General features: G+C 70.9%; 21 protein-coding genes, 2 tRNA genes and 1 pseudogene. 8 read left to right on the top strand and 16 right to left on the bottom strand.

The window, feature by feature from the left end; all coding sequences use genetic code 11:
- Nucleotides 1-417: 417 nt before the first annotated feature.
- Nucleotides 418-494: transfer RNA gene (locus caldi_RS14735), tRNA-Arg, on the bottom strand.
- Between the two features lie 233 nt (nt 495-727).
- On the opposite strand from caldi_RS14735, the gene caldi_RS14730 reads away from it, so the two are divergent.
- Both caldi_RS14730 and caldi_RS14725 read left to right on the top strand, forming a co-directional pair.
- On the top strand, nt 728-1,897 hold the full coding sequence (locus caldi_RS14730) for an AbrB family transcriptional regulator (protein WP_264842514.1): 1,170 nt from the start codon (nt 728-730) through the stop codon (nt 1,895-1,897).
- Complete coding sequence (locus tag caldi_RS14725; protein ID WP_264842513.1) at nt 1,882-2,106, top strand: hypothetical protein; 225 nt, start codon at nt 1,882-1,884, stop codon at nt 2,104-2,106. The genes caldi_RS14730 and caldi_RS14725 overlap by 16 nt, the downstream gene beginning before the upstream one ends.
- Before the next feature lie 166 nt (nt 2,107-2,272).
- On the opposite strand, the gene caldi_RS14720 is transcribed toward caldi_RS14725, so the two are convergent.
- The 15 genes and pseudogenes from caldi_RS14720 to dnaA all read right to left on the bottom strand — a co-directional run bounded on the left by caldi_RS14720 (nt 2,273) and on the right by dnaA (nt 19,768).
- Nucleotides 2,273-2,363: transfer RNA gene (locus caldi_RS14720), tRNA-Ser, on the bottom strand.
- Nucleotides 2,364-2,879: 516 nt separating this feature from the next.
- Nucleotides 2,880-4,160 (bottom strand): serine--tRNA ligase, encoded by a 1,281-nt coding sequence (gene serS, locus caldi_RS14715; RefSeq protein WP_264842512.1) that lies wholly within the window; start codon nt 4,158-4,160, stop codon nt 2,880-2,882.
- A gap of 17 nt (nt 4,161-4,177) precedes the next feature.
- On the bottom strand, nt 4,178-5,773 hold the full coding sequence (gene serA / locus caldi_RS14710) for a phosphoglycerate dehydrogenase (protein WP_264842510.1): 1,596 nt from the start codon (nt 5,771-5,773) through the stop codon (nt 4,178-4,180).
- Nucleotides 5,774-5,832: 59 nt separating this feature from the next.
- Nucleotides 5,833-7,023 (bottom strand): pyridoxal-phosphate-dependent aminotransferase family protein, encoded by a 1,191-nt coding sequence (locus caldi_RS14705; protein WP_264842509.1) that lies wholly within the window; start codon nt 7,021-7,023, stop codon nt 5,833-5,835.
- A 467-nt stretch (nt 7,024-7,490) separates the two neighbouring features.
- A complete protein-coding gene (locus tag caldi_RS14700; protein WP_264842508.1) occupies nt 7,491-7,811 on the bottom strand; it encodes a hypothetical protein in 321 nt (106 codons plus the stop codon).
- Nucleotides 7,804-8,430: a pyridoxal 5'-phosphate synthase glutaminase subunit PdxT gene (gene pdxT, locus caldi_RS14695; RefSeq protein ID WP_264842506.1), complete on the bottom strand. Its 627-nt coding sequence runs from the start codon at nt 8,428-8,430 to the stop codon at nt 7,804-7,806. The genes caldi_RS14700 and pdxT overlap by 8 nt, the downstream gene beginning before the upstream one ends.
- Before the next feature lie 2 nt (nt 8,431-8,432).
- Nucleotides 8,433-9,320, bottom strand: a complete 888-nt coding sequence (pdxS, locus tag caldi_RS14690; protein WP_264842505.1) for a pyridoxal 5'-phosphate synthase lyase subunit PdxS — start codon at nt 9,318-9,320, stop codon at nt 8,433-8,435.
- 133 nt (nt 9,321-9,453) lie between these two features.
- A complete protein-coding gene (gene gyrA / locus caldi_RS14685; RefSeq protein ID WP_264844821.1) occupies nt 9,454-12,240 on the bottom strand; it encodes a DNA gyrase subunit A in 2,787 nt (928 codons plus the stop codon).
- Between the two features lie 447 nt (nt 12,241-12,687).
- A pseudogene (locus caldi_RS17830) lies at nt 12,688-13,209 on the bottom strand (DNA gyrase subunit A); the annotation flags it as partial.
- A gap of 39 nt (nt 13,210-13,248) precedes the next feature.
- A complete protein-coding gene (gyrB, locus tag caldi_RS14675) occupies nt 13,249-15,204 on the bottom strand; it encodes a DNA topoisomerase (ATP-hydrolyzing) subunit B (protein ID WP_264842504.1) in 1,956 nt (651 codons plus the stop codon).
- Between the two features lie 113 nt (nt 15,205-15,317).
- The gene (gene remB, locus caldi_RS14670) at nt 15,318-15,587 is read right to left on the bottom strand and encodes an extracellular matrix regulator RemB (protein ID WP_264842503.1); all 270 of its coding nucleotides are present in this window, start codon (nt 15,585-15,587) and stop codon (nt 15,318-15,320) included.
- A 5-nt stretch (nt 15,588-15,592) separates the two neighbouring features.
- The gene (gene recF / locus caldi_RS14665) at nt 15,593-16,726 is read right to left on the bottom strand and encodes a DNA replication/repair protein RecF (protein WP_264842502.1); all 1,134 of its coding nucleotides are present in this window, start codon (nt 16,724-16,726) and stop codon (nt 15,593-15,595) included.
- On the bottom strand, nt 16,727-16,999 hold the full coding sequence (locus caldi_RS14660) for an RNA-binding S4 domain-containing protein (RefSeq protein WP_264842500.1): 273 nt from the start codon (nt 16,997-16,999) through the stop codon (nt 16,727-16,729).
- Entirely contained in the window at nt 16,971-18,074 is a 1,104-nt protein-coding gene (gene dnaN / locus caldi_RS14655; protein WP_264842498.1) for a DNA polymerase III subunit beta, read from the bottom strand. The genes caldi_RS14660 and dnaN overlap by 29 nt, the downstream gene beginning before the upstream one ends.
- 308 nt (nt 18,075-18,382) lie before the next feature.
- Nucleotides 18,383-19,768, bottom strand: a complete 1,386-nt coding sequence (gene dnaA, locus caldi_RS14650; protein WP_264842497.1) for a chromosomal replication initiator protein DnaA — start codon at nt 19,766-19,768, stop codon at nt 18,383-18,385.
- Nucleotides 19,769-20,323: 555 nt separating this feature from the next.
- On the opposite strand from dnaA, the gene rpmH reads away from it, so the two are divergent.
- The 6 genes from rpmH to rsmG all read left to right on the top strand — a co-directional run bounded on the left by rpmH (nt 20,324) and on the right by rsmG (nt 23,553).
- Nucleotides 20,324-20,458, top strand: a complete 135-nt coding sequence (rpmH, locus tag caldi_RS14645) for a 50S ribosomal protein L34 (protein ID WP_264842496.1) — start codon at nt 20,324-20,326, stop codon at nt 20,456-20,458.
- Nucleotides 20,459-20,522: 64 nt separating this feature from the next.
- Entirely contained in the window at nt 20,523-20,906 is a 384-nt protein-coding gene (gene rnpA / locus caldi_RS14640; protein WP_264842495.1) for a ribonuclease P protein component, read from the top strand.
- Between the two features lie 19 nt (nt 20,907-20,925).
- On the top strand, nt 20,926-21,138 hold the full coding sequence (yidD, locus tag caldi_RS14635; protein ID WP_264842494.1) for a membrane protein insertion efficiency factor YidD: 213 nt from the start codon (nt 20,926-20,928) through the stop codon (nt 21,136-21,138).
- A gap of 32 nt (nt 21,139-21,170) precedes the next feature.
- Nucleotides 21,171-21,812: a YidC/Oxa1 family membrane protein insertase gene (locus tag caldi_RS14630; RefSeq protein ID WP_264842493.1), complete on the top strand. Its 642-nt coding sequence runs from the start codon at nt 21,171-21,173 to the stop codon at nt 21,810-21,812.
- Nucleotides 21,809-22,426, top strand: a complete 618-nt coding sequence (jag, locus tag caldi_RS14625) for an RNA-binding cell elongation regulator Jag/EloR (RefSeq protein WP_264842492.1) — start codon at nt 21,809-21,811, stop codon at nt 22,424-22,426. Before caldi_RS14630 ends, jag begins: the two co-directional genes overlap by 4 nt.
- A 305-nt stretch (nt 22,427-22,731) precedes the next feature.
- Complete coding sequence (gene rsmG / locus caldi_RS14620; protein ID WP_264842490.1) at nt 22,732-23,553, top strand: 16S rRNA (guanine(527)-N(7))-methyltransferase RsmG; 822 nt, start codon at nt 22,732-22,734, stop codon at nt 23,551-23,553.
- Nucleotides 23,554-24,848 lie beyond the last annotated feature (1,295 nt).

Below are 24,848 nucleotides of genomic sequence, written 5' to 3'. Positions count from 1 at the left end.
CTCGCGAAGCAGTACGACCGCCATCTCGCGCACCCGCTCCGGATTCAAGTGCACCGTGGAGCGCCCCCCCTTCGCGTCTATCGAACGTATGTTCGTGAGAGATTCTACAGCCGAACTTCTTGTGGGCGCAAGACAACTCCTGACCTCTCGATCATAGAATAGACGTACACCAGGCCATGTCCGTTCACAAGGTCTGCTTGTCCATGTTGCCAACGTTTCGTTATCATGCTCACGAAGTGGTTCCCCAAGACCACCCTGGGGGTGGCCGAGACCAGCCTCGGGCCGCTCCAAATAAGTTGCAATGGCTACGTTTGCAATCCGTTTGCACGTCGGGGCCGAAACACAGAGCTGCATACTCCTGCCTACAAATACCAACCCGCCAAGCGTTGAGCCTGGCGGGTTGGCATCTCTCTTGACTGGTGCGCCCGGACGGACTCGAACCGCCGACCCGCGGTTTAGGAAACCGCTGCTCTGTCCATCTGAGCTACGGGCGCGCGATCGCAACCTGAATCATAACACAGGCCGCCCCGGGGCCGCAACGGCCGGTGCGAATAGACTTCCAGTCGTGGGTATTTCTGCCGGCGGGCCGCCTCCGCCGGGTCACCTCGCCGTGCGCGATCCCGGCACCCGTCGGAGGAGTCGCGTTCCGGGCAGACGAATATCTCGATACACGTAAGGATTGATTCCCGCCCGCATTCCGGCGGGCGTTTCCCCGGAGGCGATCGTGTTGGCAGAGGCGGGACGAGGGCGAGGGCAGCCGGACGGGCCGGTCGCCCTCGCCCTGGTCCTTCTGGGCGCCACCGCCGCAGGGTGGGCCGCGGAGCGCCTGCACGTCCCCGCCCCCTGGCTCGTCGGCCCGCTGGCGGTGACCGTGCTGCTGCGCCTCGCCGCGGGGCTCCCCCGGGCGGTTCCCGGCGGTTTCCTGGTGGCGGCCCAGGTCGTGCTCGGGCTGGGCATCGGACTGAGTTCCCGGCCGGACGCGCTGCGCACCGTGGGGCACAGCGCCGGGGCCCTGCTCCTCGTCGTGGTGGTGACCACGGCTGCCAGCGTCCTGGGGGGCTACCTCCTCGCCCGGTGGACGGGGATCGACGTGAGCTCGGGCCTGCTCGGCTCGCTGCCCGGTGCCGCCTCCGGCATCGTGGCGATGAGCACGAACCTGGGCACCGACCCGCGCGTCGTGGCCACCCTGCAGTACCTGCGCGTGGTCGCCGTCGCCGCCGCGGGGCCGCTCCTCACGGCGGCGCTCGAGGGGTGGATCGGCAGCGGGCGCTTGCCCGCACCGGGGCCTCCAGCCGGAGCGGGCGGTGCGGCGGCCCGGGCGGCACTCGCCCAGGCTGGGGGCGTTGCGGGAGCGCCGCTCTGGATCCCGCCGAGCCACTACCCCGCCCTGGCCGCCGCAGCCTGCCTTGCCGCTCTACTCGCCGGGCGGCTCCGCCTCCCGGCGCCGAACTTCCTGGGCCCCTTCACGCTGGGGCTTGCGCTGCGGTGGGCGGGGGTCGAGACCGGCACCGTCCCCCCCGTCCTCCAGTCACTCGCCCTCGCGCTCATCGGCGTGTCGGTGGGGGCACGGTTCGACCGGGGCACCCTGGCCTTGCTCGGGCGAGCGGCCGCCGTCGACCTGGGGATCATCGCCGGCCTCCTCGCGCTATCGACGGTCACGGGTTACGCCTTCCACCTCGCGGCCGGGGTGGACGTGGCGACCGCCCTCCTCGGCGCCCTGCCGGGGGCGATGGATGCGATCACGGCGGCGGCGCACGACCTGGGCGCCGACACCGCGGTCGTCGCGGCCATGCACCTGACCCGGTTCCTGGTGATCGCCCTGGCCGGCCCGTTCCTGGCCATGTGGCTGAGCCGGCGGGTCGGGGGGTCGGTGGCCGGCGGGTGTTCGCAGCGGTAACTGACGTCGAGGAGATCGGGACCTCATCGCCGCTCCCGCCGCGGCTCCTGGCGATCACCCCGCCGGCGGGGTCGACCAGCGCCAGGATGAAGGCGGGCATCCCGACGTCCAGCACGCGGGACTTCCAGGTGGGCAGGTTGGCGGAGATGGCCAGGGGCCGCCGGGGGTTCGTCACTCGGACGCGGCAGGCGACCTCGTGGCCGGGGTAGGCCAGCCGGCCCTCGTAACACGCGTGGCGCAGGCCGTCGGAGAACCCCCGCCCCTTGCGCCCGGCGCTGCCGGGTCGCGCCATAGTAGCGCACCCGTCCCGGCGCCCGGGACGGGTGCGGCGCCGATGGCAGGGAACCCCCCGCTGCGGCGGGAGGTTCGTTCGCATGGCGGAGAGGGTGGGATTCGAACCCACGGTGGGCCCGGGGCCCACTGCGGTTTTCAAGACCGCCCCGATAAACCGCTCCGGCACCTCTCCGAGTCGCCTCATCATGATACGGCACGATGACGGACGGCGACAAGAGGAACGGCGTGCGGCCCGGGACCATCGGACGTCTTGGGGAGCGCCGCGGGGTGGGCTGCCGGCGTCGGGCAGGCGGCGGTGGTGGACGGACCGCGTTGACCGACGTCGACGGGGGATGATACAACTCTTGACCCGGCGGAGGGCCGAGCGCTGGCACAAGAACGATCCCGGCGTGCCCGCGAAGGCGCATTCGACCATCTGCGGCCCGGTGAGCCTGCCGTGCGTTGGTTACATCACTTGACTTACGCGTCGACACGGACCCCGATGAGGAGGCCCAAGTGCCGAACACGCACAACTTCTGCGCCATATACCCCAAGGGGTATTCGGCACAACGCTTGTCCTGGCGGGCTCGGGGCGGCCGGCGGCGCGGGCAACGGGCCTGTCAGGCCCGGGGGCGGACGTCGGGCCGGACGGGGCCGGGGGCGGCCGGCCGGCGGGCGCGGCGTCATGGCCGACCTTCGCCCCAGACCCTCACGGCGTGTCCGGCGTGAGCCGGTCGATCCCCCCCATGTACGGGCGGAGGACGGGAGGGACCGTCACGGTGCCGTCGGCCTCCTGGTAGTTCTCCAGCACGGCGGCGAGGGTGCGGCCGACGGCGAGCCCCGAACCGTTCAGGGTGTGGACGAACTCCGGCCGGGCCTTCTCCGACGGCCGGTAGCGGATGTTCGCGCGCCGGGCCTGGAAGTCCCGCATGTTGCTGACGCTGGAGATCTCGACGTAGCGGCCGTAGCTCGGCATCCACACCTCGACGTCGTACTTCTTGGCCTGGCCGAAGCCCATGTCCCCGGTGCACATGAGGAGCACCCGGTGCGGCAGGCCGAGCTTCTCCAGGATCTCCTCGGCGCTCCGGGTCATCTCCTCCAGGGCGGCGGGCGACTCCTCCGGCCGGGTGAACTGGACCATCTCCACCTTCTCGAAGTAGTGCTGGCGGATGAGGCCGCGGGTGTCCCGGCCCGCGGCGCCGGCCTCGGCCCGGAAGCAGCCCGAGAAGCCCACGTACTTCAGCGGCAGCGCGGCCCCGTCGAGGATCTCGTCCCGGTGCATGTTCACCAGGGGCACCTCGGCCGTGGAAGCGAGGTGGTAGTCCGTGCCGGCCAGGCTGAACACGTCCTCCTTGAACTTGGGGAACTGGCCGCTCCCGTAGTACGAGGCCGTGTTCACCACGACGGGCGGGAGCACCTCGCGGTAGCCCTTCGCCAGGTGGTGGTCCAGGAAGAAGGCGATGAGGGCGCGGTGCAGCCGGGCCACCCCGCCCAGCAGGATCACGAACCGGCTCCCGGCGACCTTGGCCGCCCGTTCGAAGTCGAGCCCCCGGAGCTGGGCGCCGATCTCCCAGTGCGGCCGGGGCTCGAAGTCGAACCGGCGCGGCTCGCCCGCCCGCCGCACCTCGACGTTGGCGGTCTCGTCCGGGCCCTCGGGAACGTCGGGGTCGGGGATGTTCGGGACGGTGTAGAGGAGTTCCTGCAGCTCGGCCTCGACGGCACGCAGGCGCCCGTCCAGCGCGTCGATGCGGTCGCCGACCTGTTGCATCTCGGCAATCAGGTCGGCCGCCTCGTCCCCGGCGCGGCGGCGGCGGGCCACCTCGGCCGAGGCGGCGTTGCGGCGGGCCTTCAGCGCCTCCACCTCGGTCAGGATGCCGCGGCGCTCCTGATCGAGCGCGAGGAGCCGGTCGACGTCCACCTCCACCCCCTTCTTGCGGGCGGCCTCCCGGACCACCTCGGGGTTCTGGCGGATGAACTTGAGGTCGAGCACGGCTACTGCCCCCCTTCTCAGGACAAGCCGTTCGGGAGCATCGGCAGGGTGACCGGGCGCGCCTCGGCGACGCCGTCGACGGCGGCGAGCTCGGCCACGACCTCCGGCCCCGGAGCGTCGTCGACGAGGAAGATCGCCACCGCCTCCCCCGCCCGGGCCTGCCGGCCCAGCGACAGGCCGGCGATGTTGACGCCCGCCCGGCCGAGGATCGTCCCGAACTGCCCCAGGATGCCGGGGCGGTCGTGGTGCCGGGTGACGATCATGTACCGGGTCGGCGCCAGGTCGAGCGGCATCCCGTTCACCCGCACGAGCCGGACCTCGCCGTCCCGGCCGAGCGTCCCGGTCACGGTGCGCTCCGCCGGCCCGACCTGCGCCCGCACGGTGATCCGGCCCTCCGCCTGGCCCCCCTCCACGGAGCGGCTCTCCCGGACGCCGACGTCGTAGCGCTTCGCCAGCGCCGGGGCGTTGATGTAGTTGACGACCTCCGACGCCCGGGTGCCCAGAAGGCCCTTGAGCACCGTGTTGGTGAGGAGGGTCGCGGGCTCCCTGGCCAGCTCGCCCTCGTAGATGACCTCGACCAGCCGCAGCGGGCCGGCGAAGGCCTGGCCGAGGAAGCTCCCGAGCACCTCGGCCAGCGGCAGGTGGCGCGCCACCACCTGGGCGGCGTCGGGCGGCACGGCGGGGAGGTTGACCGCCTCCGGCACGAGTTCGCCGGCCAGGACCCGGAGCACCTGCCGGGCGATCTGCACGCCGTTGGCCTCCTGAGCCTCGACGGTCGAGGCCGCCAGGTGGGGCGTCACCACCACGTTGGGCAGGGTGAAGAGCGGGTGCTCGGTGAGGGGCTCGGTGCTGAACACGTCGAGCGCCGCCCCGGCCAGGTGGCCCGAGCGCAGGGCCTCGTAGAGGGCCATCTCGTCGACCATCCCGCCCCGGGCGCAGTTGACGATCCGGGCGCCCTTCTTCATCATGGCCAGTTCCCGCGCCTGGATGAGCCGGGCGGTCTCCGGGGTCTTCGCCGCGTGGATGGTGACGATGTCCGACTCGGCCAGGAGGACGGGCAGGTCGACCAGGAGGACGCCGAGGTGCTCCGCCCGGGCCGGGTTGGCGTAGGGGTCGTAGGCCAGCACGCGCATCCCGAAGGCCCGGCCGCGGGCCGCGACCTCGTACCCGATCCGCCCGAACCCGATCACCCCGAGGGTCTTGCCGTGCAGCTCCACGCCGGTGAACCGGCGGCGGTCCCACTCGCCGGCCTTGAGGCTGGCCATCGCCTGCGGCACGTTGCGGACGAGGGCCAGGATGAGCGCCCAGGTGTGCTCGGCGGTGGAGAAGGTGTTGGCGCCGGGGACGTTCACCACCACCACGCCCCGTTCGGTGGCGGCGGCGACGTCGATGTTGTCCACCCCCACCCCGGCCCGGCCCACCACCTTGAGCCGGGTTGCCCGGGCCAGCACGTCGGCGGTGATCTTCGTCTCGGAGCGGGTGATGATGGCGTCGTACTCGGAGGCGATCTCGAGCAGCTCGGCGGGGGTGACGCGGCGGACGTCGACGTCCGCCTGCTCCTGCAGGATGCGGATGCCCGCCTCGGCGATGGGATCGGCGACGAGGATGCGCATCTTGCTTCAAACCTCCAGTACGGCTCGTCCGGGGGATGCCGGCCCCCGGCGGCGGAGAGTCAAGTACGGGCAGGGGCTGGCGCCTGCTCCCGGAGGGCGTCCAGCCACACGGCCTCTGCGGCGGCCGCGGCCCGCCCCAGCTCGACCGGCAGCCCGTGCAGCGCGAGCGCGCCCTCCACGGCCGCCAGTGCCTGCACGACGTCGCCGGGGACCACGTAGCCCAGGTGGCCGATGCGGAACACCGTCTCCGACAGCGGCCCCTGGCCGCCGGCCAGGATCACGCCGAAACGCTCCCGGGCCGTGCGGCGGATGGCGCTCGGACTCAGTCCCGGCGGGGCCTTCACGGCGGTGACCGAGTCGGAGGCGAAGCGGTCGTCCCGGACGAGGAGTTCCAGGCCCATCGCCCGGACGCCGGCCCGGGTCATGCGGCCCAGCAGCCGGTGCCTGGCCCAGGCCGCCTCCAGGCCCTCCCGCTCGATGAGCCGCAGGGACTCCCGGAGCGCGTACAGGAGCGCCAGGGCGGGGGTGTAGGGCAGGGACGCCTTCTCGTAGCCGTCCCGGTACGGTCGGAGGTCGAAGTAGAAGCGGGGGCCGGGGTTGCGATCCGAAGCCTCCCAGGCCCGCGGGCTCGCCGCCAGGAGGGTCAGGCCCGGCGGGCACATGAGCGCCTTCTGCGCGCCCGTCAGCACCACGTCGAGGCCCCACTCGTCCATCTCGATGGGCAGGGCGCCCAGGCCGCTCACGGAGTCGACCATCACCAGCGCCCCGTGCTCGCGCGCCACCTGCGCCAGTTCCCGGATGGGGTTCGTCACGCCGGTGGACGTCTCGTTGTGGGTCAGGAGAACGGCCCGGATCGGCCGGTCCCGGCCCGCGGCGAGGCGCTCCCGCAGTTCGCCGGGGTCCGCCGCCCTGCCCCATTCCACGTCCAGCCTTTCCACCTCGTACCCGAGGGCCCTGGCTCCCTTCGCCCAGCGGTCGCCGAAGGCGCCGGTGACCACGGCCAGCACCTTCTCGCCGGGGGCAACGAAGTTCTGCAGGGCCGTCTCGAAGCCGCCGGTGCCGGAGCCGGGAAGCACGAGCACGGGCTGCCGGGTGCGGAAGACCCGCTGCAGGCCGGCCGTGATCTCGCGGAACAGAGCGGTGAACGCCTCCCCGCGGTGGTTCATCATGGGCATGGCCTGGGCGAGTGCCACCGGCGGGGGCACGGGGGTGGGTCCGGGCAGCATGAGCAGGTACTTTTCTTCCAGCACGGGCGATGCCTCCTCGCGTGGGATCGGGCAGCGGAGCCCGCAAAACGAGCGCCCCCGGACCGCCGGCGGCGCGCCTGGCCGGCGGTCCAGGGGCGGGGTCCTGACGGGCCTCGCGGTGCCACCCTGGTTGGCTGCCGTGCGCCTCCAGGCCACCGGCTCGCCTGAGAACGGCGACTCCCGCCCCCTCTTCAGGGGCGGGAGCTCGTTCCCGCGGTGCCACCCTGCCTGGTTGCCGACGGCAACCCACTCGTCCCGGCTCTATCGGGCCGGACCCGCCCGGGTTTCCCCGGGACCCTCCGGGGCGGACCGGCGCTCCCGACACCGGCTTGCACCACGGCCACCTCCGGGCGGCCACCGCCGGCTCTCTGCGGTCGGGGGTGACGCCTACGCTCCCCTTCCTCGGGCTCCGTCGTTTGGGCAGCAGTATAGCACGGGCCGGTCACGGAGACAAGACGTCAACGGCCGGATCAGGGCTGCTCCCGCCGGGCCCGCCGCACCATGCCCAGGACGTCGGCGGGCTTCAGGTACCCCCAGACCTGCCCGCGCGCGTCCCGCACCTCGATGCCGTGGCCGCCCCGGTCGACCCGGACGACGGTCACCTCCTCCTCGTGACCGCCCTTGAACGGATTGCGGACCCGGAGGACGTCGCCGGGCTGGAGATCCGGCACCTCCTCGGGAACCGGCGCGCCACACCAGCGGCAGACCGTCTCGTGCGGCTCCAGCGTTCCGCGGCAGTGCGGGCAGCGGCGCGTGTTCCGCGCCCCGGCTTTCGGCTCGACCTCACGCATGTGGCGCCGGCACCTCCTGCGCCGGGTCGGGCGTCCCGCCCGTGGCCAGGTCCAGGAAGAACCGGTGGATCCGGCGGTCGTCCGTGAGCTCCGGGTGGAAGGCCGTCGCCAGGAAGCGGCCGTACCGCACGGCGACCACCTTGCCGTCCAGCTCGGCCAGGGGCTCGACGCCCGGGCCCAGGTCCTCGAAGTACGGAGCCCGGATGAAGACGGTGTGGAAGGGCTCGGGGCCGATCCCCTTGAACTCGAGGTCCGCCTCGCACGACTCGATCTGACGCCCGAACCCGTTGCGCTGTACGGCCATGGGGATGAGGCCGAGCCGGGGCTGGTCCGGCTTCCCACCGCGGATCTCGGTGGCCAGCAGGATCGCCCCGGCGCAGGTGCCGTAGATGGCGCCGCCCGCCTGCGCCCACTCGCGGACCGCGTCCAGGAGGCCCCAGGTCTTCATGGCGTCGCCGATCGTCGTGCTCTCGCCGCCCGGGATGATGAGGCCCGCCAGGCCCTCCAGCTCCCGGGGCCAGCGCACCGGCACGGCCTCGGCGCCCACGGCCTCGAGCGCCCGCAGGTGCTCGGGGACGGCGCCCTGGTAGGCGACGACCCCGACTCGCGGCCGGCCCATCCTCACCAGCCCCTCGTCGCGAGCTTCTCTTCCTCGCGCAGGGTGGAGACGTTGATGCCGACCATCGGCTCGCCCAGGTCCTCCGACACCTCCGCGAGGATCTTCGGATCGTTGTAGTGCTGGACGGCCAGGACGATCGCCCGGGCCCGCTTCTCCGGGTTGCCGGACTTGAAGATGCCCGAGCCCACGAACACCGCCTCGGCGCCGAGCTGCATCACCAGGGCAGCGTCGGCGGGGGTCGCCACGCCGCCGGCGCAGAAGAGCGGGACCGGCAGCCGGCCGCGCTCCTTGACCTCCCGCACGAGCTCGAGGGAGGCGCCCAGTTCCTTGGCGATGTGCTGCAGCTCGTCGTCCGGCGCCTCCTTGATGCGGCGGATGTCCCGGAGGATCGAGCGCAGGTGCCGGACCGCCTCGACGACGTTGCCCGTGCCGGCCTCGCCCTTGGAGCGGATCATCGCCGCCCCCTCGGCGATGCGCCGCAGGGCCTCGCCCAGGTTCGTGGCGCCGCAGACGAAGGGCACCTTGAAGTCGTGCTTCCAGATGTGGTTCTCCTCGTCGGCGGGGGTCAGCACCTCCGACTCGTCGACGAAGTCGACCCCGAGCGCCTCGAGGATCTGCGCCTCGACGAAGTGGCCGATGCGGGCCTTCGCCATGACCGGAATGGTCACGGCCTCCATGATCTGCTTGATGAGCTTGGGATCGGACATGCGGGCCACGCCGCCCTGGGCGCGGATGTCCGCCGGGACGCGTTCCAGGGCCATGACCGCTACCGCGCCTGCCTTCTCCGCGATGATGGCCTGCTCGGGGGTGACGACGTCCATGATGACGCCGCCCTTGAGCATCTCCGCCAGGCCCACCTTGTTGCGCCACGTGCTCTTGTCGACCGCCATGGCCATACGCGCCTCCCTCGATTAAGGCAGCGAGCCCCCGCAGGCGCGCTCGCCTGTGGGGGAGCCTTCCCGTCACATTCATACAAGTCTCTGCCGGACCTGTCAACGTCCCGCGGGCGCACCGCGGGCGGGGCTACTCGCCGTCCTCGTCGTCCCGGGTGAGGGCCTCGGCCACCGCCACCAGGCTGTCCCCGGGCTCGAGGTTCATGAGGATCACGCCCTGGGCGATGCGCCCCGTCTGCCGGACCTGGGCGGCCGGCATCCGGATGAGGATGCCGCGCTCGGTGATGAGGAAGAGCTCGCTCTGCTCACGCACGGTCTTGATGGCCACCAGGTCGCCGGTGCGGGCGGTGAGGTTGAACGTCTTGACGCCCCGCGCGCCCCGGCGGTAGGTCGGGTACTCGGCCAGCGGGGTCCGCTTGCCCATGGCCATGCGGGTGGCCACCAGGAGGTCGGCGTCCGGCTGGACCACGTCCATGCCGATCACCGCAGCCCCCTCATCCAGCTCGATGCCCTTCACGCCCCGGGCGTCGCGGCCCATCGGCCGGACGTCGTCCTCGTGGAAGCGGAGCGCGTAGCCGGCGGAGGAGACGAGGATGATCTCCTGCTGGCCCGTCGTGCGCCGGACCCCCACCACCCCGTCGCCCTCCTCGAGGCGGATGGCGATGAGCCCCGAGGAGCGGACGTTGGCGTACTCCGCCAGCGGGGTCTTCTTCACGTAGCCCTGACGGGTGGCGAAGAAGAGGAACCCCTCCCCCTCCGCGTCGCGGATCGGGATCACGGCCTGGATCTTCTCGCCCGGCTCGAGGTTGATGAGGTTGATGAGCGCCGTGCCGCGGGCCGTTCGGCTCGCCTCCGGGATCTCGTGGGCCTTCAGGCGGAAGCAGCGGCCGCGGTCGGTGAAGAACATGAGGCTGTGGTGGGTGGTCGTGATGAAGAGGTGCTCGACGAAGTCCTCCTCCCGGGTCGTCGCCCCGGTGATCCCCCGCCCGCCCCGGCGCTGGCTCCGGTAGGTCGTCACCGGCATCCGCTTGACGTACCCCAGGTGGGTGAGGGTGACAACGATGTCCTCCTGGGCCACCAGGTCCTCGACGTCGAGTTCCCCGGACTCGTCGACGATGCGGGTTCGCCGCTCGTCGGCGTACTTCTCCTTGATCTCCGCCAGCTCCTGGCGGATGATCTTGTACTGCAGCGACTCGCTGGCCAGCACCGCCCGCAGGTAGGCGATCCGGTCCTGCAGCTCCTGGTACTCCTCCTCCAGCTTGTTCCGCTCGAGCGCGGTCAGCCGGCGCAGCTGCATGTCGAGGATGTGCTGCGCCTGCACCTCGGTGAACCCGAACCGCTGCATCAGGCGGGTCCGGGCGGTGTCCGTGTCCGGGCTCTCCCGGATCGTCCGGATCACCTCGTCGATCACGTCCAGCGCCTTGAGGAGCCCCTCGACGATGTGGGCCCGGTCCTCGGCCTTCTTGAGGTCGAACCGGGACCGGCGGACGATGACGTCCTTCTGGTGCTGCAGGTAGTGCCAGAGCGCGTCGCGCAGGTTCAGGGTGCGGGGCCGGCCGTCGACCAGCGCCAGCATGTGGACGGGGAAGGTCGTCTGGAGCGGCGTGTGCTTGTAGAGGAGGTTCAGGATCACCCGGGCGCTCGCGTCCCGGCGCACCTCGATGGCGATCCGCAGCCCCGTCCGGTCCGACTCGTCCCGCAGGTCGGTGATGCCCTCGATCTTGTGCTCCCGCACGAGCTCGGCGATGCGGGCGATGAGCTTCGCCTTGTTCACCATGTAGGGAAGCTCGGTGATGAGGATCCGGCTGCGGTCGCGGCGGTCGACCTCGATGTGCGCCCTGGCGCGCAGCGTGATCGAGCCGCGGCCGGTCGTGTACGCCTTGCGGATCTCGTCCCGGCCCAGGATGAGGGCGCCGGTCGGGAAGTCGGGCCCCTTCACGTAGGCCATGAGCTCCTCGGACGTGATCTGGGGGCGGTCGATCATGGCAAAGAGCGCGTCGATCACCTCGCCGAGGTTGTGCGGCGGGATGTTGGTCGCCATGCCGACGGCGATGCCGGAGGAGCCGTTGACCAGGAGGTTCGGGAACCGGGACGGCAGCACCACCGGCTCCCGGAGGCTGTTGTCGTAGTTGTCGACGAAGTCGACGGTGTCCTTGTCGATGTCCCGCAGCATCTCGCCGGCGATCCGGGAGAGGCGGGCCTCGGTGTTGTGGTTGACGAACCCGTTCGCGACGAAGGAGTGGCAGGCGCTGTCGACGCGGATCGAGTACACGGTGTGCTCGCCCGCGTCCTCGACCGCGATCACCTGGTCGAAGAAGTAAGTGCCCTGCGCCAACTCCCGGATCCAGTCCAGGTCGGCGGCGGCCATGACCCGGCTGAGGCGCGGCAGGGCTTCAGCGAGCCGGTCCGGCCGGTCGAAGTTGTGCCTGGACAGCCACTCACGCTCGCCGCGGCCCGCCCGCGTCCGAACGAAGTCGGACAGGAAAGGGATGAAGTCCGTCCGCGAGAGCGCACGGCCTGAGTACGTCCTCAGAGCTTGCGCCAGGGCTTCCTGCTTGGCGGGCGACACGAAGCCGATCTTTTCCGCGAAGGCCTGCAGGTTACGCCGGCCAACGAGCAGGAGGCGGTACGTGCCCCGGCTCTCGTCCCGCCGCAGCATGGATACGATGCCGAACCGGAGCAGGAGGGTCTGGACCTGCCGGAGGAGCGTGCGGCTTGCCGAGACGAGGGAGGCGCGTAGCATCGCGCGGCCCGAGCGCTCCACCGCCCCGTCGCCCTCGAAGAGACCGCGCAGGAAGGCAGCGGCCACCGGCTGGGGCGACTGGAGCACCGCCGGCGGGATCTCGCGCTGGGCGGACCGCCCGCCGAGGCCCAGACCGCGGAGGAAGGTGACGACCTGCCGGCTCACCACCTGCATCTGGTAGAACGGCTTGCGGCCGTAGCCGACCGCCTCGCGCAGGAACACGTGCAGCCGGCAGGTCGGGAAGACCCGGAGCCACGCCTCCTGGAAGGCCTCGGCAAAGGGCCCCGGCACGTTGGTGAACTCGATGACCTGATCACGCACGGTGCCCTCCGCCACGAGGGCGCCCAGCAGGAACGCCAGGTCCTTGTCCAGGCGCGCGGGCAGTTCGTGGCGCTCTACCCGGGAGCCCGGCGGCAGTTCGGGGTGCAAGCCCGTGATGTCGACGGGGTCCTGCGGCCAGAGCGCCTCGCTGCGGTCCAGCACGAGCCAGTCCCCGGGCCGGATCTGGGCGATGGTCTTCCAGACGAGGTCGGGCGTCCCATCCTCCCCCTGCACCCAGCACAGGAGGGGGTGATTCGTCGTACCCGTGACCTCGTATCCGTACCGCGTGACGACCCGTCGTGTGGGCCAGCGGCCCGAGTCGAACCACTTGCTCGCCGTGTTGACGACGCCGCGCGCCGACAGCACGCGGATGGAGACGTCTTCGCGCCCGTCCGGCGACAGGCGGTCGATGCGCACCAGGCCCTGGTCGGTGACCACCAGGGTGTCACCGGTCACGCAGTACCGCATCGCCGCGGGCGGGTCGCCGTCGATGCTGCCGAAATTGCCCTGCCCGTCGATGAGCGGGACCCGCAGGTTCCAGTCCTGCGCCATGCGGACCAGGGCGTCGTAGATGGCCATGTCGCCGTGCGGGTGGTAGTTGCCCATCACGTCGCCCACGGTCTTCGCCGACTTGCGGTACGGCCGGTCGGCCGTGTTGCCGGCCTCGTTCATGGCGTAGAGGATCCGGCGCTGCACGGGCTTCAGGCCGTCCCGCACGTCGGGCAGGGCGCGGCTCACGATGACCGACATCGCGTAGGTGATGAACGACTTCTTGACCTCCTGCTCGATGTCGGTCCTGAGGATGTTCTGGGGCTGCTCGATGCTCAAGTTCGGGTCCTCCGTTCCGCCGCGCCGTCCCGGCTAGCCGATGGTGTCGAGTTCCTCCACCTCGTGCGCGTGCTGCTCGATGAACTCCCGCCGCGGTTCAACCCGCTCGCCCATGAGGATGTCGAAGATCTGGTCGGCCGCCATGGCGTCCTCGAGGGAGACCTGGATGAGGGTCCGGGTGGCCGGGTTCATGGTGGTCTCCCACAGCTGCTCCGGGTTCATCTCGCCCAGGCCCTTGTACCGCTGGGGCTTGTCCGTGACGCCCCCGAGCCGCGCCACGATGCGGTCCTTCTCCTCCTCCGAATAGGCGTAGTAGTGCTGCTTGCCCTTGCGGATGAGGTAGAGGGGCGGGCGGGCCGCGTAGATGTAACCGGCTTCGACGAGGGGGCGCATGTAACGGTAGAAGAACGTGAGAAGGAGGGTGCGGATGTGGCTCCCGTCCACGTCCGCGTCGGTCATGATGATGATCTTGTTGTACCGGGCCTTGGCGGGGTCGCACTCCTCCTTGATCCCGGTGCCGAGGGCGGTGATGATCGCCCGGATCTCCTCGTGGCTCAACGCCTTGTCAAGGCGGGCCTTCTCGACGTTGAGGATCTTGCCCCTGAGCGGCAGCACGGCCTGGGTCCGGCGGTCCCGGGCCTGCTTCGCCGAGCCGCCGGCCGAGTCGCCCTCGACCAGGAAGAGCTCCGACTCGCCCGGGTCCCGTGAGGTGCAGTCGGTGAGCTTTCCGGGGAGCGAAGTCACTTCGAGGGCGCCCTTGCGCCGGGTGAGTTCCCGCGCCCGGCGCGCGGCCTCGCGGGCCCTGGACGCCAGGACCGCCTTCTCCACGATCCGGCGACCCACCTGCGGGTTCTCCTCGAGGAAGGTGGCGAGTTCCTCGCCCACGACCGAGTTGACCAGGCCGGCCATCTCGCTGTTGCCGAGCTTCGTCTTCGTCTGACCCTCGAACTGGGGCTCGGGCAGCTTCACGGAGAGGATGGCGGTCAGGCCTTCGCGCACGTCGTCGCCGGACAGGCTCTCGTCGTCCTTCAGGATCTTCGTGCGCCGGCCGTAGTCGTTCAGGACGCGAGTGAGGGCCGTCTTGAAACCGGTCTCGTGGGTGCCGCCCTCGTGGGTCCGGATGTTGTTGGCGAAGGAGTACAGGTTCTCGGTGTAGCCGTCGTTGTACTGGATGGCGAGGTCGATCACGCTGCCGTCGCGCTCGGCGTGGATCGTGACGGGATCGCGGTGCAGGGGCGTGCGGGTGCGGTTGAGGTAGCGGACGAACGAGGACAGGCCGCCGGTGTAGCGGAAGCGGATCTCCTCCCCGGTGCGCTCGTCGAGGAACTCGATCGACAGGCCCGGGTTGAGGAACGCCATCTCCCGCAGCCGGCTGGCAATCACCTCGAACTGGAACTCGACGGTCTCGAAGACCTCCGCATCCGGCTTGAAGCGCACGAGCGAGCCCCGGTCCTCCGGCCGGGCGTCGCCGAGCCGCACCAGGTCGGCGACCGGGTCGCCCCGGCGGAACTCCTGCCGGTAGTGGCCCTCCTCCCGCCAGACCTCGACGGTGAGGTACTCGGACAGCGCGTTCACCACGGAGACGCCCACGCCGTGCAGGCCGCCCGCGACCTTGTAGCCGCCGCCCCCGAACTTGCCGCCGGCGTGCAGCCGGGTCAGCACGGTTTCCACGGCGGGCCGGCCGGTGACGGGGTGGACGTCGACGGGAAAGCCGCGGCCGTCATCCCGCACGGAGCAGGAGCCGTCGCGGTGCAGGGTCACACGGATGTGACGGCAGAAGCCCGCGAGGTGCTCGTCGACGGCGTTGTCCACGACCTCCCAGACCAGGTGGTGCAGGCCCTTCGTGCCGGTGGACCCGATGTACATGCCGGGCCGCCGGCGGACGGCCTCGAGCCCCTCCAGGACCTGGATCTCGTGAGCCGTGTACCTTCCGTTCCCGTTGGCGCTGTCGGCCGGGCTGCTCGCCGTGAACTCCTGCTCCTCGCGCACCCTTGCCCCTCCTTGCAGCCGCGGCGATCCCCTGACCCGCTCATGCACCGCACCGGGGGCACGCCCGGAGCGGGCGAGCGGGCCGGCGAATCGCAATCTCCAACAGACCTATTCTACCATACAAGCTGGCCCGGCAAGGCCTGGCGCAGCAGGTTCGCCCGCCGCATGAGGGTGAGCGAGGAGATCGGCGAGTAGTGGACGCCGTCCCGTGTGACGACCACGGACTTGGCGTTCGCTTCCGAGCCGCTGAGCACCCGCCCCTCCGCGGCGCAGCGGCGCAGGAAGGTCCGGGTGGCCTCGGCGTGCGCCGCAGAACGGAGGTCCAGGATGAGGATCAGGTCCTTCAGGCTCACCACGACGTCGTCGCCCACGTGGAGAAACACGGCTCTCACTCCTTCCGCTCCCGCACCTGCCCGGCCCGGACCTCGAAGAGGCGGTGGCCGGGCTCCCACGCCCGGATGGCCAGATCCTGTGGGTCGGTGGAGGTGAGCAGGGTCTGCACTCCGCTGTCGACGGCACGCAGGAGGTGCCGGCGGCGGTCCGGGTCCAGCTCGGAGACGACGTCGTCGAGCAGGAGCACCGGGGGCTCGTCGAGGACCGCCCGCATGTAGCTCAGCTCCGCCAGCTTGAGCGCGAGCACGGCCGTTCGCTGCTGTCCCTGGGAGGCGAAGGCGCGGGCGTCCTTCCCGCCGATCCGCAGGGCCAGGTCGTCCCGGTGTGGCCCCACGAGCGTGACGGCCCGGGCCACCTCCTCGCCACGCCGGCGCTGGAGTTCCTGCTGCAGCAGTTGCGCCACCTCCGCGGGGCCTGCCTGCGCGGCGGACTCGATCCCGGGGAGGGCAGGGGCGTAGCTGACCTCGAGGTCCTCCACCCGGCCGCTGATCCGCCGGTGCTGCTCCGCCGCGACGGGTGCGAGGTTCGCCAGCGCCCGGAAGCGGCGCACCGTGATCTCCGCCCCCGACTCGATCAACGGGATGTCCCACGCCTCGAGTTCGTCCCGGGCCGCGTGACCTCCCTGGATCTGGCGAAGCAGCCGGTTCCGCTGGGCCAGAGCCCGGGAGTACCGCTGCAGGTGGTGCAGGTACGCCGGCGACACCTGGGAGAGCAGGATGTCGAGGAAGCGGCGGCGCCCGGCGGGCGGCCCCTTCAGGACCTGGAGGTCGTCGGGTCCGAAGAAGACGACGGCCAGGCGCCCGACGAGGTCCGCCATACGCCGCTGCGGCAGCCCGTTCAGCTGGAGCCGGCGGCCGAGGACGGTCCCCACCTGCAGGTCGATCTCGACCGGTCCCTGTGCCCGCTCAACCCGGGCCCAGACCCGCATCTCGTCCTCGCCGGCGAGGATGAGCTCCGGGTCCCTGGCCCCGCGCTGCGAGCGCCCGGTCGCCAGGAGGTGGAGCGCCTCGAGGAGGTTCGTCTTGCCCTGGCCATTGGCGCCGACGAACGCGTTGACCCCGGGCGAGAGCTCCAGCGACAGATCGCGGTAGTTCCGGAAGTTGCGGAGGGTGAGCCGTGCCACGTACACCTAGGCGTCCCCCTGCCCGGCGACGCGCCACGAACCTCCGCCCTCGATCGCCACGACGTCGCCCGGGCGGAGCTTGCGCCCCCGGCGCGTCTCGACCTCCCCGTTCACCCGGACCATTCCCGCCTGGATGATCCGCTTTGCCTGGCCGCCGGTTGGAACCGCACCGACCCGCTTGAGGAACTCCCCCAGGAGGATGTACGGTCCGCGAACCGGAACCGGTTCGACCCTCCGACCCCCACTGCCTTCAGAAGGTGACGAGGGGCAGCACGACATAGACGTAGCCATCCCCCTCCGCCGGGCGGATGCGGGCCGGGTTCCGGCTTCCCGAGAACTCGAACCAGAACTCCCGGTCGTCCATGGCTCGCAGCCCTTCCGTCAGGTAACGGGCGTTGAAACCGATGTCGAGGGGGTCCCCCTCCAGGACCAGGGGAACCTCCTCGTAGACCTGTCCGACCTCCGGGGTGGCACCCGTGATGACGAGTTGCTCCGGCCCGACGCTGAAGCGCAGCGAACCGTCGCGCGAGAGCACCTGGGCGCGGTCGATCGCCTCGAGGAACTGGCTCCGGTCGAGACGCGCCCGGGTCGGGTAGCTCGTGGGGATCAGGCGCAGGACGTCGGGGTATTGCCCCTCCAGGAGGCGGGAAATCACGCGAATGTCTCCCAGGTCGAACGACACCTGGTTCGGCTCGGCGGAGACGCGCAGCGGCTCCTCGTCCTCCGCCCCGGCGAGGAGACGCGCCAGTTCCTGCAGGGAGCGGCCGGGGACGATCACCTGCAGGGACTGGTTCTCGGGGTTGTCGGCCGGTACCCGGGTCGTCGCGATGCGGATGCTGTCGGTCGCCACCCCGAGCAGTTCCGAGCCCGCGAGGGTCAGGAAGACGCCCTTGAGGTAGGGCCTTGCCTCTTCCTGCGCGGCGGCGAACGCGGTCTGGCGGATGAGTTCCCGGAACGCGCCGCGGTCGACCCGGAACGAAGGTCCGGAGACCGCCGGGATGTCCGGGAAGTCCGCAGCCGGGAAGCCGTGGATGGTGTAGTGGGATTTCCCCCACCGGACCGCGGCCACCGGCTGGCCGTCCTTGACCTCGAGGTCCACGTCCCCGAAGGGGATCTTGCGGACGAGGTCCGCCAGGTAGCGCGCCGGCAGGATGGCCTCTCCCGGTTCGTGCACCTCCGCCTCGACCGTGCGCTCGATGGCCAGTTCGAGGTCCGTCGCCCGGAGCAGGAGACGGCCGGGCGTCGCCCGCACGTGTACTCCGGCAAGGGCGGGGATGGTGTTCTTGGGAGAGACGGCGCGGGAGACGGTTCCGAGCGCGTCGGCGAACCGGTCCTGGGGGATGGTGAGGCGCACGGCGACGGCCTCCTCGGGCGGTGATGTTCTTCCCCTGGGGGGGTAAGAAACCATTGGTTGTCGCCAATGTGAGAGGGGTTGTGGATATGTGGAAAACCCCGTGGATATCGTTGCCGGAAGGGATTGCGGGTACACGTGGGGGTGTGGACAGGCGAACGTTTGCGGCGCGTAAGGCGGGTGTCGTACGGAAGGTGCGGTGGAGGCGGTCGGACGCTTGTCCACAGGGTGGAGACGGGAGTCCCCAGTCCCTTCACAGCGGCTCCACAGCGGATCCACAGAACGATCCACGGAACCGGGGCAGCGGCGGATCAAGCCATGGACTGGATCCGGGAGACCAGTTCCTGGATCGTGTGGGCGAGCGAGGGATCCGCTCGGGCGTCCTCTGCGATCTTCTCGCACGCGTGGATGACGGTGGTGTGGTCGCGGCCGCCGAACTCCTCGCCGATGCGGGGGAGCGACAGGTCGGTGAGTTCCCGGGTGAGGTACATGGCGACCTGACGCGGGAACGCCACCGTGCGGGTGCGCTTGCGCACCTTCAGTTCTTCCACGTCGAGGCCGAAGTGGTCGGCGACGACCTGCATGATCAGGTCCACGGTGATGTGACGGGGGCGGACGGGCGGCAGGATATCCTTCAGCGCCTGGGCGGCGAGGTCGAGGGAGATGGGTGCCCGCATCAGGCCGGCGTACGCCACGACGCGGGTCAGGGCGCCCTCCAGTTCGCGGATGTTCGTCTCGATGTGCGTTGCGATGTAGGAGATGACGTCGTCCGGCACGTCGAGGTGTTCGAGGTTCGCCTTCTTGCTCAGGATGGCAATCCGGGTCTCCAGGTCGGGAGGCTGGATGTCGCAGAGAAGGCCCCACTCGAAGCGGGAACGGAGCCGGTCTTCGAGGGTCGGGATCTCGCGGGGCGGGCGGTCGGAGGAGATGACGATCTGCTTGTTTGCCTCGTGGATGGCGTTGAAGGTATGGTAGAACTCCTCCTGAGTCCGCTCCTTGCCAGCGAGGAACTGGATGTCGTCGATGAGGAGGATGTCGACGCTCCGGTAGCGGTTCTGGAACTGGACGGTCTTGTCGTCCCGGATGCTGTTGATGAACTCGTTCGTGAACGTCTCGGTGCTGACGTAGGCCACCCGTGCGGAGGGGTTGCGCTGGCTGACCAGGTGGCCGATGGCGTGCATGAGGTGGGTCTTGCCGAGCCCGACGCCGCCATAGATGAAGAGGGGATTGTAGGTCCGGGCGGGCTGCTCGGCGACGGCGAGGGCGGCGGCGTGGGCGAAGCGGTTCGAAGCGCCGACGACGAATGTATCAAAGGTATACTTCGGGTTGAGCGGCTTGTACGGCGAGTCGCCGGCAGGAGGCGTGCCCGGAGCGGAAGGTGGGGCCTCCGCGACGCCGTCGTAGCCCGCGGGGAAGGCGGAGGCTGCGACCTGCGCGTTCGGGGAGTCGCCGGGGACGACGAAGCGGAGGTTGAGGTTCCGCTGGGTGACCTGGCGGAGGCTCTGCCGGATGAGGGAGGCGTAACGTGACGCGAGTCGGTCCTTGGCGAATTCGTTCGGCACCCCGACGACCACGGTGTCCCCGGTGAGGGCGAGGGCCCTGGTCTTCTTGAGCCAGGTTTCGAAGCTGGCGGAGGGGAGCTGGCGCTCCAGCACCTCCAGCGTCTGTGACCAGACGAGGTCTGCCTGGTTCGTCATGGGACCAGCCTCCTCGGGCGCGGGGGATCGGGCGGCGGGGAATCAACAAGATGTACACAGCTTTATCCACAACCTGTGCATAAAACGATTCGAGCCTGGCCAACTCCCGCGCAAGTGGGCGGAAGTGGTCGGGCTTCACGGTCCATCATAGCAGAGGGAGGGGTACCCATCAACGGGGGCCGCGCTTGCCAGCGTGGAAAAAGTGGTGGGTGGTCTGGGGAAAAAGGGGGTGTGAGCTGTCGACAGAGGCAGGCGGGCTGTGAACAGGCGGTGGACGGTCGGCCGGCGCTGTGGATGCGGTGTGGACGGGCCTGTGGAGGGTGCGGGGGGCGCGGGGAGAAAGGCGGGTGAGCCGACTCGCCGGGTGGACGGGGAGGCGGGTCGGTCCGCGAGGTTCCAGTGGGGATGAGCCGCTGGCCGGAGGGCGCGAGCAGGTCGCTGCGCCGGAGAGAGGTTGTGGCTGCTGCGGGGTGCTGCGCTGCTGCGACGGCGCGTTGACGGTCGGTCAGCGAGCACCATATAATGTGGGGTGTGCCTTTTCGGGGGTGACCGGATGTGAAGCGTACCTACCAGCCGAGCAACCTGCGGCGGAAGCGAACCCACGGGTTCCGGAAGCGCATGCGGACGTCCGGCGGGCGGAGGGTCCTGAAGGCCCGGCGGCTGAAGGGAAGAAAGCGACTTACCGTTTAGGCCGCGGCACACAAGCTGTGGCTTTTTTTCCACGTTGCTACGCGTCAGGCAGGGGGCCGTCGCCGTGAAGCGGTGCTTCCGGCTGAGGACGCGGCGGGAGTTCGAGGAGGTCTACCGGCGGGGGCGCTCGTGGGCCAACCAGGCGGCGGTGGTGTACAGCGTCCGCCTGGGCGAGGGGGCCGCGAGGCTGGGGGTCGCGGCAGGTCGCAAGCTGGGGTCGGCGGTCGTGCGCAACCGGGTGAAGCGGCGGTTGCGGGAGGCTGCCCGGCGGCTGTGGCCCGAGGTCCGGCCGGGGTACGTGCTGGTGCTGATCGGGCGTGCGGGTGCCCGGGACATGCCGTTTTCCGAACTGTGCAGCGCGGTGCGAGAGCTGTTCCGGCGCGCCGGGGTTCTGAAAGGTGCGGCGGCCGGGCGTGGAGGGAGCCGGCCGGACGAGAGGCGGGAGTAGCCGGGAAGAGGGTGTCAGGATGCGGCGGCTGGTGACGGCGCTGATCCGGTTCTACCAGGTGGCGGTTTCTCCGCTCAAGGGCGGACCGACCTGCCGGTTTTACCCGAGCTGCTCGGCGTATGCGATTGAGGCGGTGGAGAGGCACGGGGTGTTGCGCGGCGGGTATCTGACGGTGCGGCGCGTGGCCAAGTGTCATCCGCTGCACCCGGGCGGCTACGATCCCGTGCCGTAAGGGGGCGCCCGGAGCCCGGAGGGGGAAGGGAGTTGCTCAAACCACTCGAGGACCTGATGACGCAGGCGATGGTGTGGCTGTACGGGGTCACGGGAAGTTACGCAGCGGCCATCGTCTTGCTGACGGTGGCGATCCGGGTTCTGATCGCGCCCCTGTACATGGTACAGATGAAGAGTATGAAAAAAATGCAGGAAATTCAGCCGGAGATGCGGAGGCTCCAGGAGAAGTACAAGAAGGACCCGGAGCGGCTCAACCGCGAGATGGTGGAGCTGTACCGGAAGAACCGCGTGAACCCGCTCTCGGGGTGCTTGCCTCTGTTGATCCAGCTGCCGTTTCTCTGGGCGATATTCCGCGTGCTGTATAACTTCCCATATGAGGGGACGCCGACGTTGTTCGGGTTGATCCGCCTCAACGAGAAGGACCCGACGTACGTGCTCCCGCTGTTGTCCGGCGTTGCGACGTTCGCGCAGTCGTGGCTGTCGGGTGCTGCGGCAGACCCGAACCAGCGGGCGATGCTGTACATCATGCCGGTGCTCATCGCCTGGTTCGCCACGCAGTACCCGGCCGGTCTGGCCCTGTACTGGCTGGTGACGACGCTGCTCAGCATCGGGCAGCAGTGGATCTATCCGGGCTTTCAGCCGCGCGGGCCGAAGAGGGAGGCAGCGGCGCGATGAGGTCGGTGGAGAAGTCCGCGCGGACGGTCGAGGAGGCGGTGGCCCTCGCCCTCGCCGAACTGGGCGTGGGCCGGGACCGTGCGGAGGTCGAGGTGCTCGATGAGGGCCGCTCGCCGCTGTTCGGGCTGATCGGCGGCCGGAACGCGGTCGTGCGCGTCACTGTGCGGGAGAGCCGGGCGGAACGGGTGGAGCGGTTCCTCACGGAAGTGTCGAGGGCGATGGGCGTGGAGAGCACCGTGCGGATCATCGAGGAACCGGAGGTCCTGCGCGTGGAGCTGTCGGGGGCGGACGCGGGTATCCTCATCGGCCGGCACGGGCAGACGCTGGACGCCCTGCAGCTCCTGGCGAACCTGGTGGCGCTGCGGGCCGGGGAGGGTCCGCGGGTGATCGTGGACGCCGAGGGCTACCGCAAGCGTCGGGAAGAAGCCGTGCGGCGGATGGCGCTGCGCGCCGCCGAGCAGGTGCGGCGGAGCGGCCGGAAGGTACTGCTGGAGCCGATGGCGGCCCACGAGCGCCGGCTGGTGCACATGGCGCTGGCGGGGAACCCGCACGTGACCACGAGTTCGGAAGGGGAGGAGCCGTACCGGCGTGTCGTGGTGATGCCGAGGCGGTAGACTCGGTGGGAGTGGGGGAGCGTGGAGCCCGGTGCGGCCGGGCTTTCGTTGTTCTCGGGAGAGGGCCTCGGCCGTGACGCGGGGACGGGTCCGGGTGCGGGAGCGGTTCGAGAGGCTGCGGGGTGAGGCGAGCGGTTCGGCGGGAAAAGGGGGCCGGGGCAGGGGGCGTCGGGCCGGCGATCGCCGGGCAGTGGGGCCGCCGTCTGGCCTGCGCCCGTGAGGAGTCCCCTTCGGGATGGTGTTGGAGGTTTCCAGGCGGCTGGACGGTCAGAGGGCGGCTGAGGGGCGAGGGACGGCGCGAAAGCGTGAGGAGCCGGGGGGTCGTGACGGTGTGCGGCTTCGGGGGGAAGGGGCGCGGGGCGGGGTTTCTTTCCGGGGCGGAGCGGGAGCTCTTGCGGCTCGGGCTGGCCGAGCTGGGCGGGGCGGCGGGGGTGGCGGCGTGCGGGGACGAAGCGGTCCTGGAAGCGCTGGAGTGGCACCTGGAGAAGGTGGCGCAGGAGAACCGGGTGCAGAATCTCACCGCCATCACGGACCCACGGGAGATGGTGGTCAAGCACACGCTCGACAGCGCGGCGGTGCTCGGGGCGGTGACCCTGGCTGCCGGGGAGCGGGCGCTGGACGTGGGGTCGGGGGCGGGGTTCCCGGGGGTGGTGTTGCAACTCCTGGTCCCCGATGCCCAGGTGGTGCTGCTGGACAGCAACCGGAAGCGGTGCGCCTTCCTTGAACGGTTGGCCGCGGACCTGGTGGCGCGGGGGGTGCGTGGGGCAGGGCAGCTGGAGGTGCGGTGGGGGCGGGCCGAGGACGAGGCGCGCCTGGCGGGGATGCGGGAGCGCTTCGACCTGGTGGTCGCGCGGGCGGTGGCGGAACTGCGCGTGCTGCTGGAGTACACGCTGCCATTCTCTCGGCTCGGCGGGCGGGTCGTGGCGATGAAGGGGCCGGGCGGGCAAGAGGAGGTCGGCCAGGCGGGGAACGCGCTCCGGGTGCTGGGGGGCGAGGTGGAGAGGGTCCACCGGATCGTGCTGCCGGAGGGTGCAGGGGAGAGAGTCCTCATCGTTGTTCGAAAGGTGATGGCAACGCCAGGGGAGTACCCGCGCCGACCCGGCGTTCCTGCACGCCGGCCGCTGTGAGGCCACGGCGGGCGGGCCTGCGGCACCGGGACGGGGTGCGGGGCGCGCTCCACGTGGGCCCGGTGCGGATGGAGGAGGCGCCCCTGGGGCGTTCGCCGCCAGAAGGTGGGGCGCGTGGCGGGACCGTCTTGGAGGCGCGCGGAGGGATGGGTGCGGGGGGCGGACGGAGGGACGGGCCAGGGGTAGCGTGCGGCGTGGGCGCTTCCGGGTGGAGCGTCAGTGGTGGAGGGCGCGTGCGGGGGGACGGCAGGCAGGGCGAGCGGCGCAGCCTGCGGTCCGCCCATGGGGGCATGCGTGGGCGTGTTCTGCGGGCGGGGACCGGTGAGGGGACCGGGTCCCGTGCATCTGTGGGTGCTGGTTTGGGACGGAGGGCCCCGGCTGGCGTCGGGAGCGAGGGAGCCGCGAGGGATGTGGCAGATCCGGTGGCGATGGCCGAGCGCGGGCGGCGGTTCGGCGGGTGGGAGCTTGCGGTGTGGGTGCGGGGTGGTTCCACGGGGTGTGCGGAGCACGGGGCTCGTGGGGGATGCGTTGTGGCGGAGGCGGCTCACCGCCTGCCCGGGTGCGTGTTGAAGGGAGGGCGGCCGAGTTCAGCACCTCGGGGTTGGGAAGGGTGAGGCGTTGGAACGCGGCCCGTGCGCGGTGTGCCACGTGGAACGTGCAGGGATAGGGGGGTGACGTCGTCCCGGCGGAGGAGGGCAGGTTCGACCGCAGGAGTCGCCGTGGCGTTCCACGTGGAACGGCAGAGAATGCGTGATGATGACGGCGATCGACTGCGCGTGGCCGGCGGAGGGCGGCGACCTGGCCCAGGCAGGCTCGGGGCTGATCAGTCGGCCGCCGTGCTCGGGCACGCGCGGTGCACGGTGGCAGTGGAGGACGGCGCCCGTGTGGGACGAGAGTGCCCCGGTCCCGCGCGGACGGCGGGCTCCCGCGCGCGAGACGTGCCGTTGCGTGGAGCGGGGTCCCCAGCGGGGCTGCCTCGGGATCGGCCGCGCGAGGCGGCGGCAACGGGCAAGCCGTGGTCCTGTCGTCGAGAAGGGGGTGACTCCGGTTCCACGTGGAACCCCGCGGGAGGCCGGCATGATCCTACCGGCCGCCGTGGGCGCCGTATCGATCTGGGGCCGGCCCTTCGGGCAGCGCCGCGAGCCGCCTGAAGGGGCGGCATCCGCCGTGGGTGCAGAACCGATCAGCCTGAACTCGGACCGAGGCCCGCGCCCTCCGCCGCCCGTTCCACGTGGAACCACGCGAAGTGACGTGCCCCGCCGCGCGCCCCTGCCCGTCCCGCCGCGAAAGCCGGG

Origin of the sequence: Caldinitratiruptor microaerophilus, from assembly GCF_025999835.1 — a bacterium.
Lineage (GTDB): Bacteria > Bacillota > Sulfobacillia > Symbiobacteriales > ZC4RG38 > Caldinitratiruptor > Caldinitratiruptor microaerophilus.
Note: the sequence above shows the minus strand (reverse complement) of the source record. Positions and strands in the feature narration are given on the sequence as shown.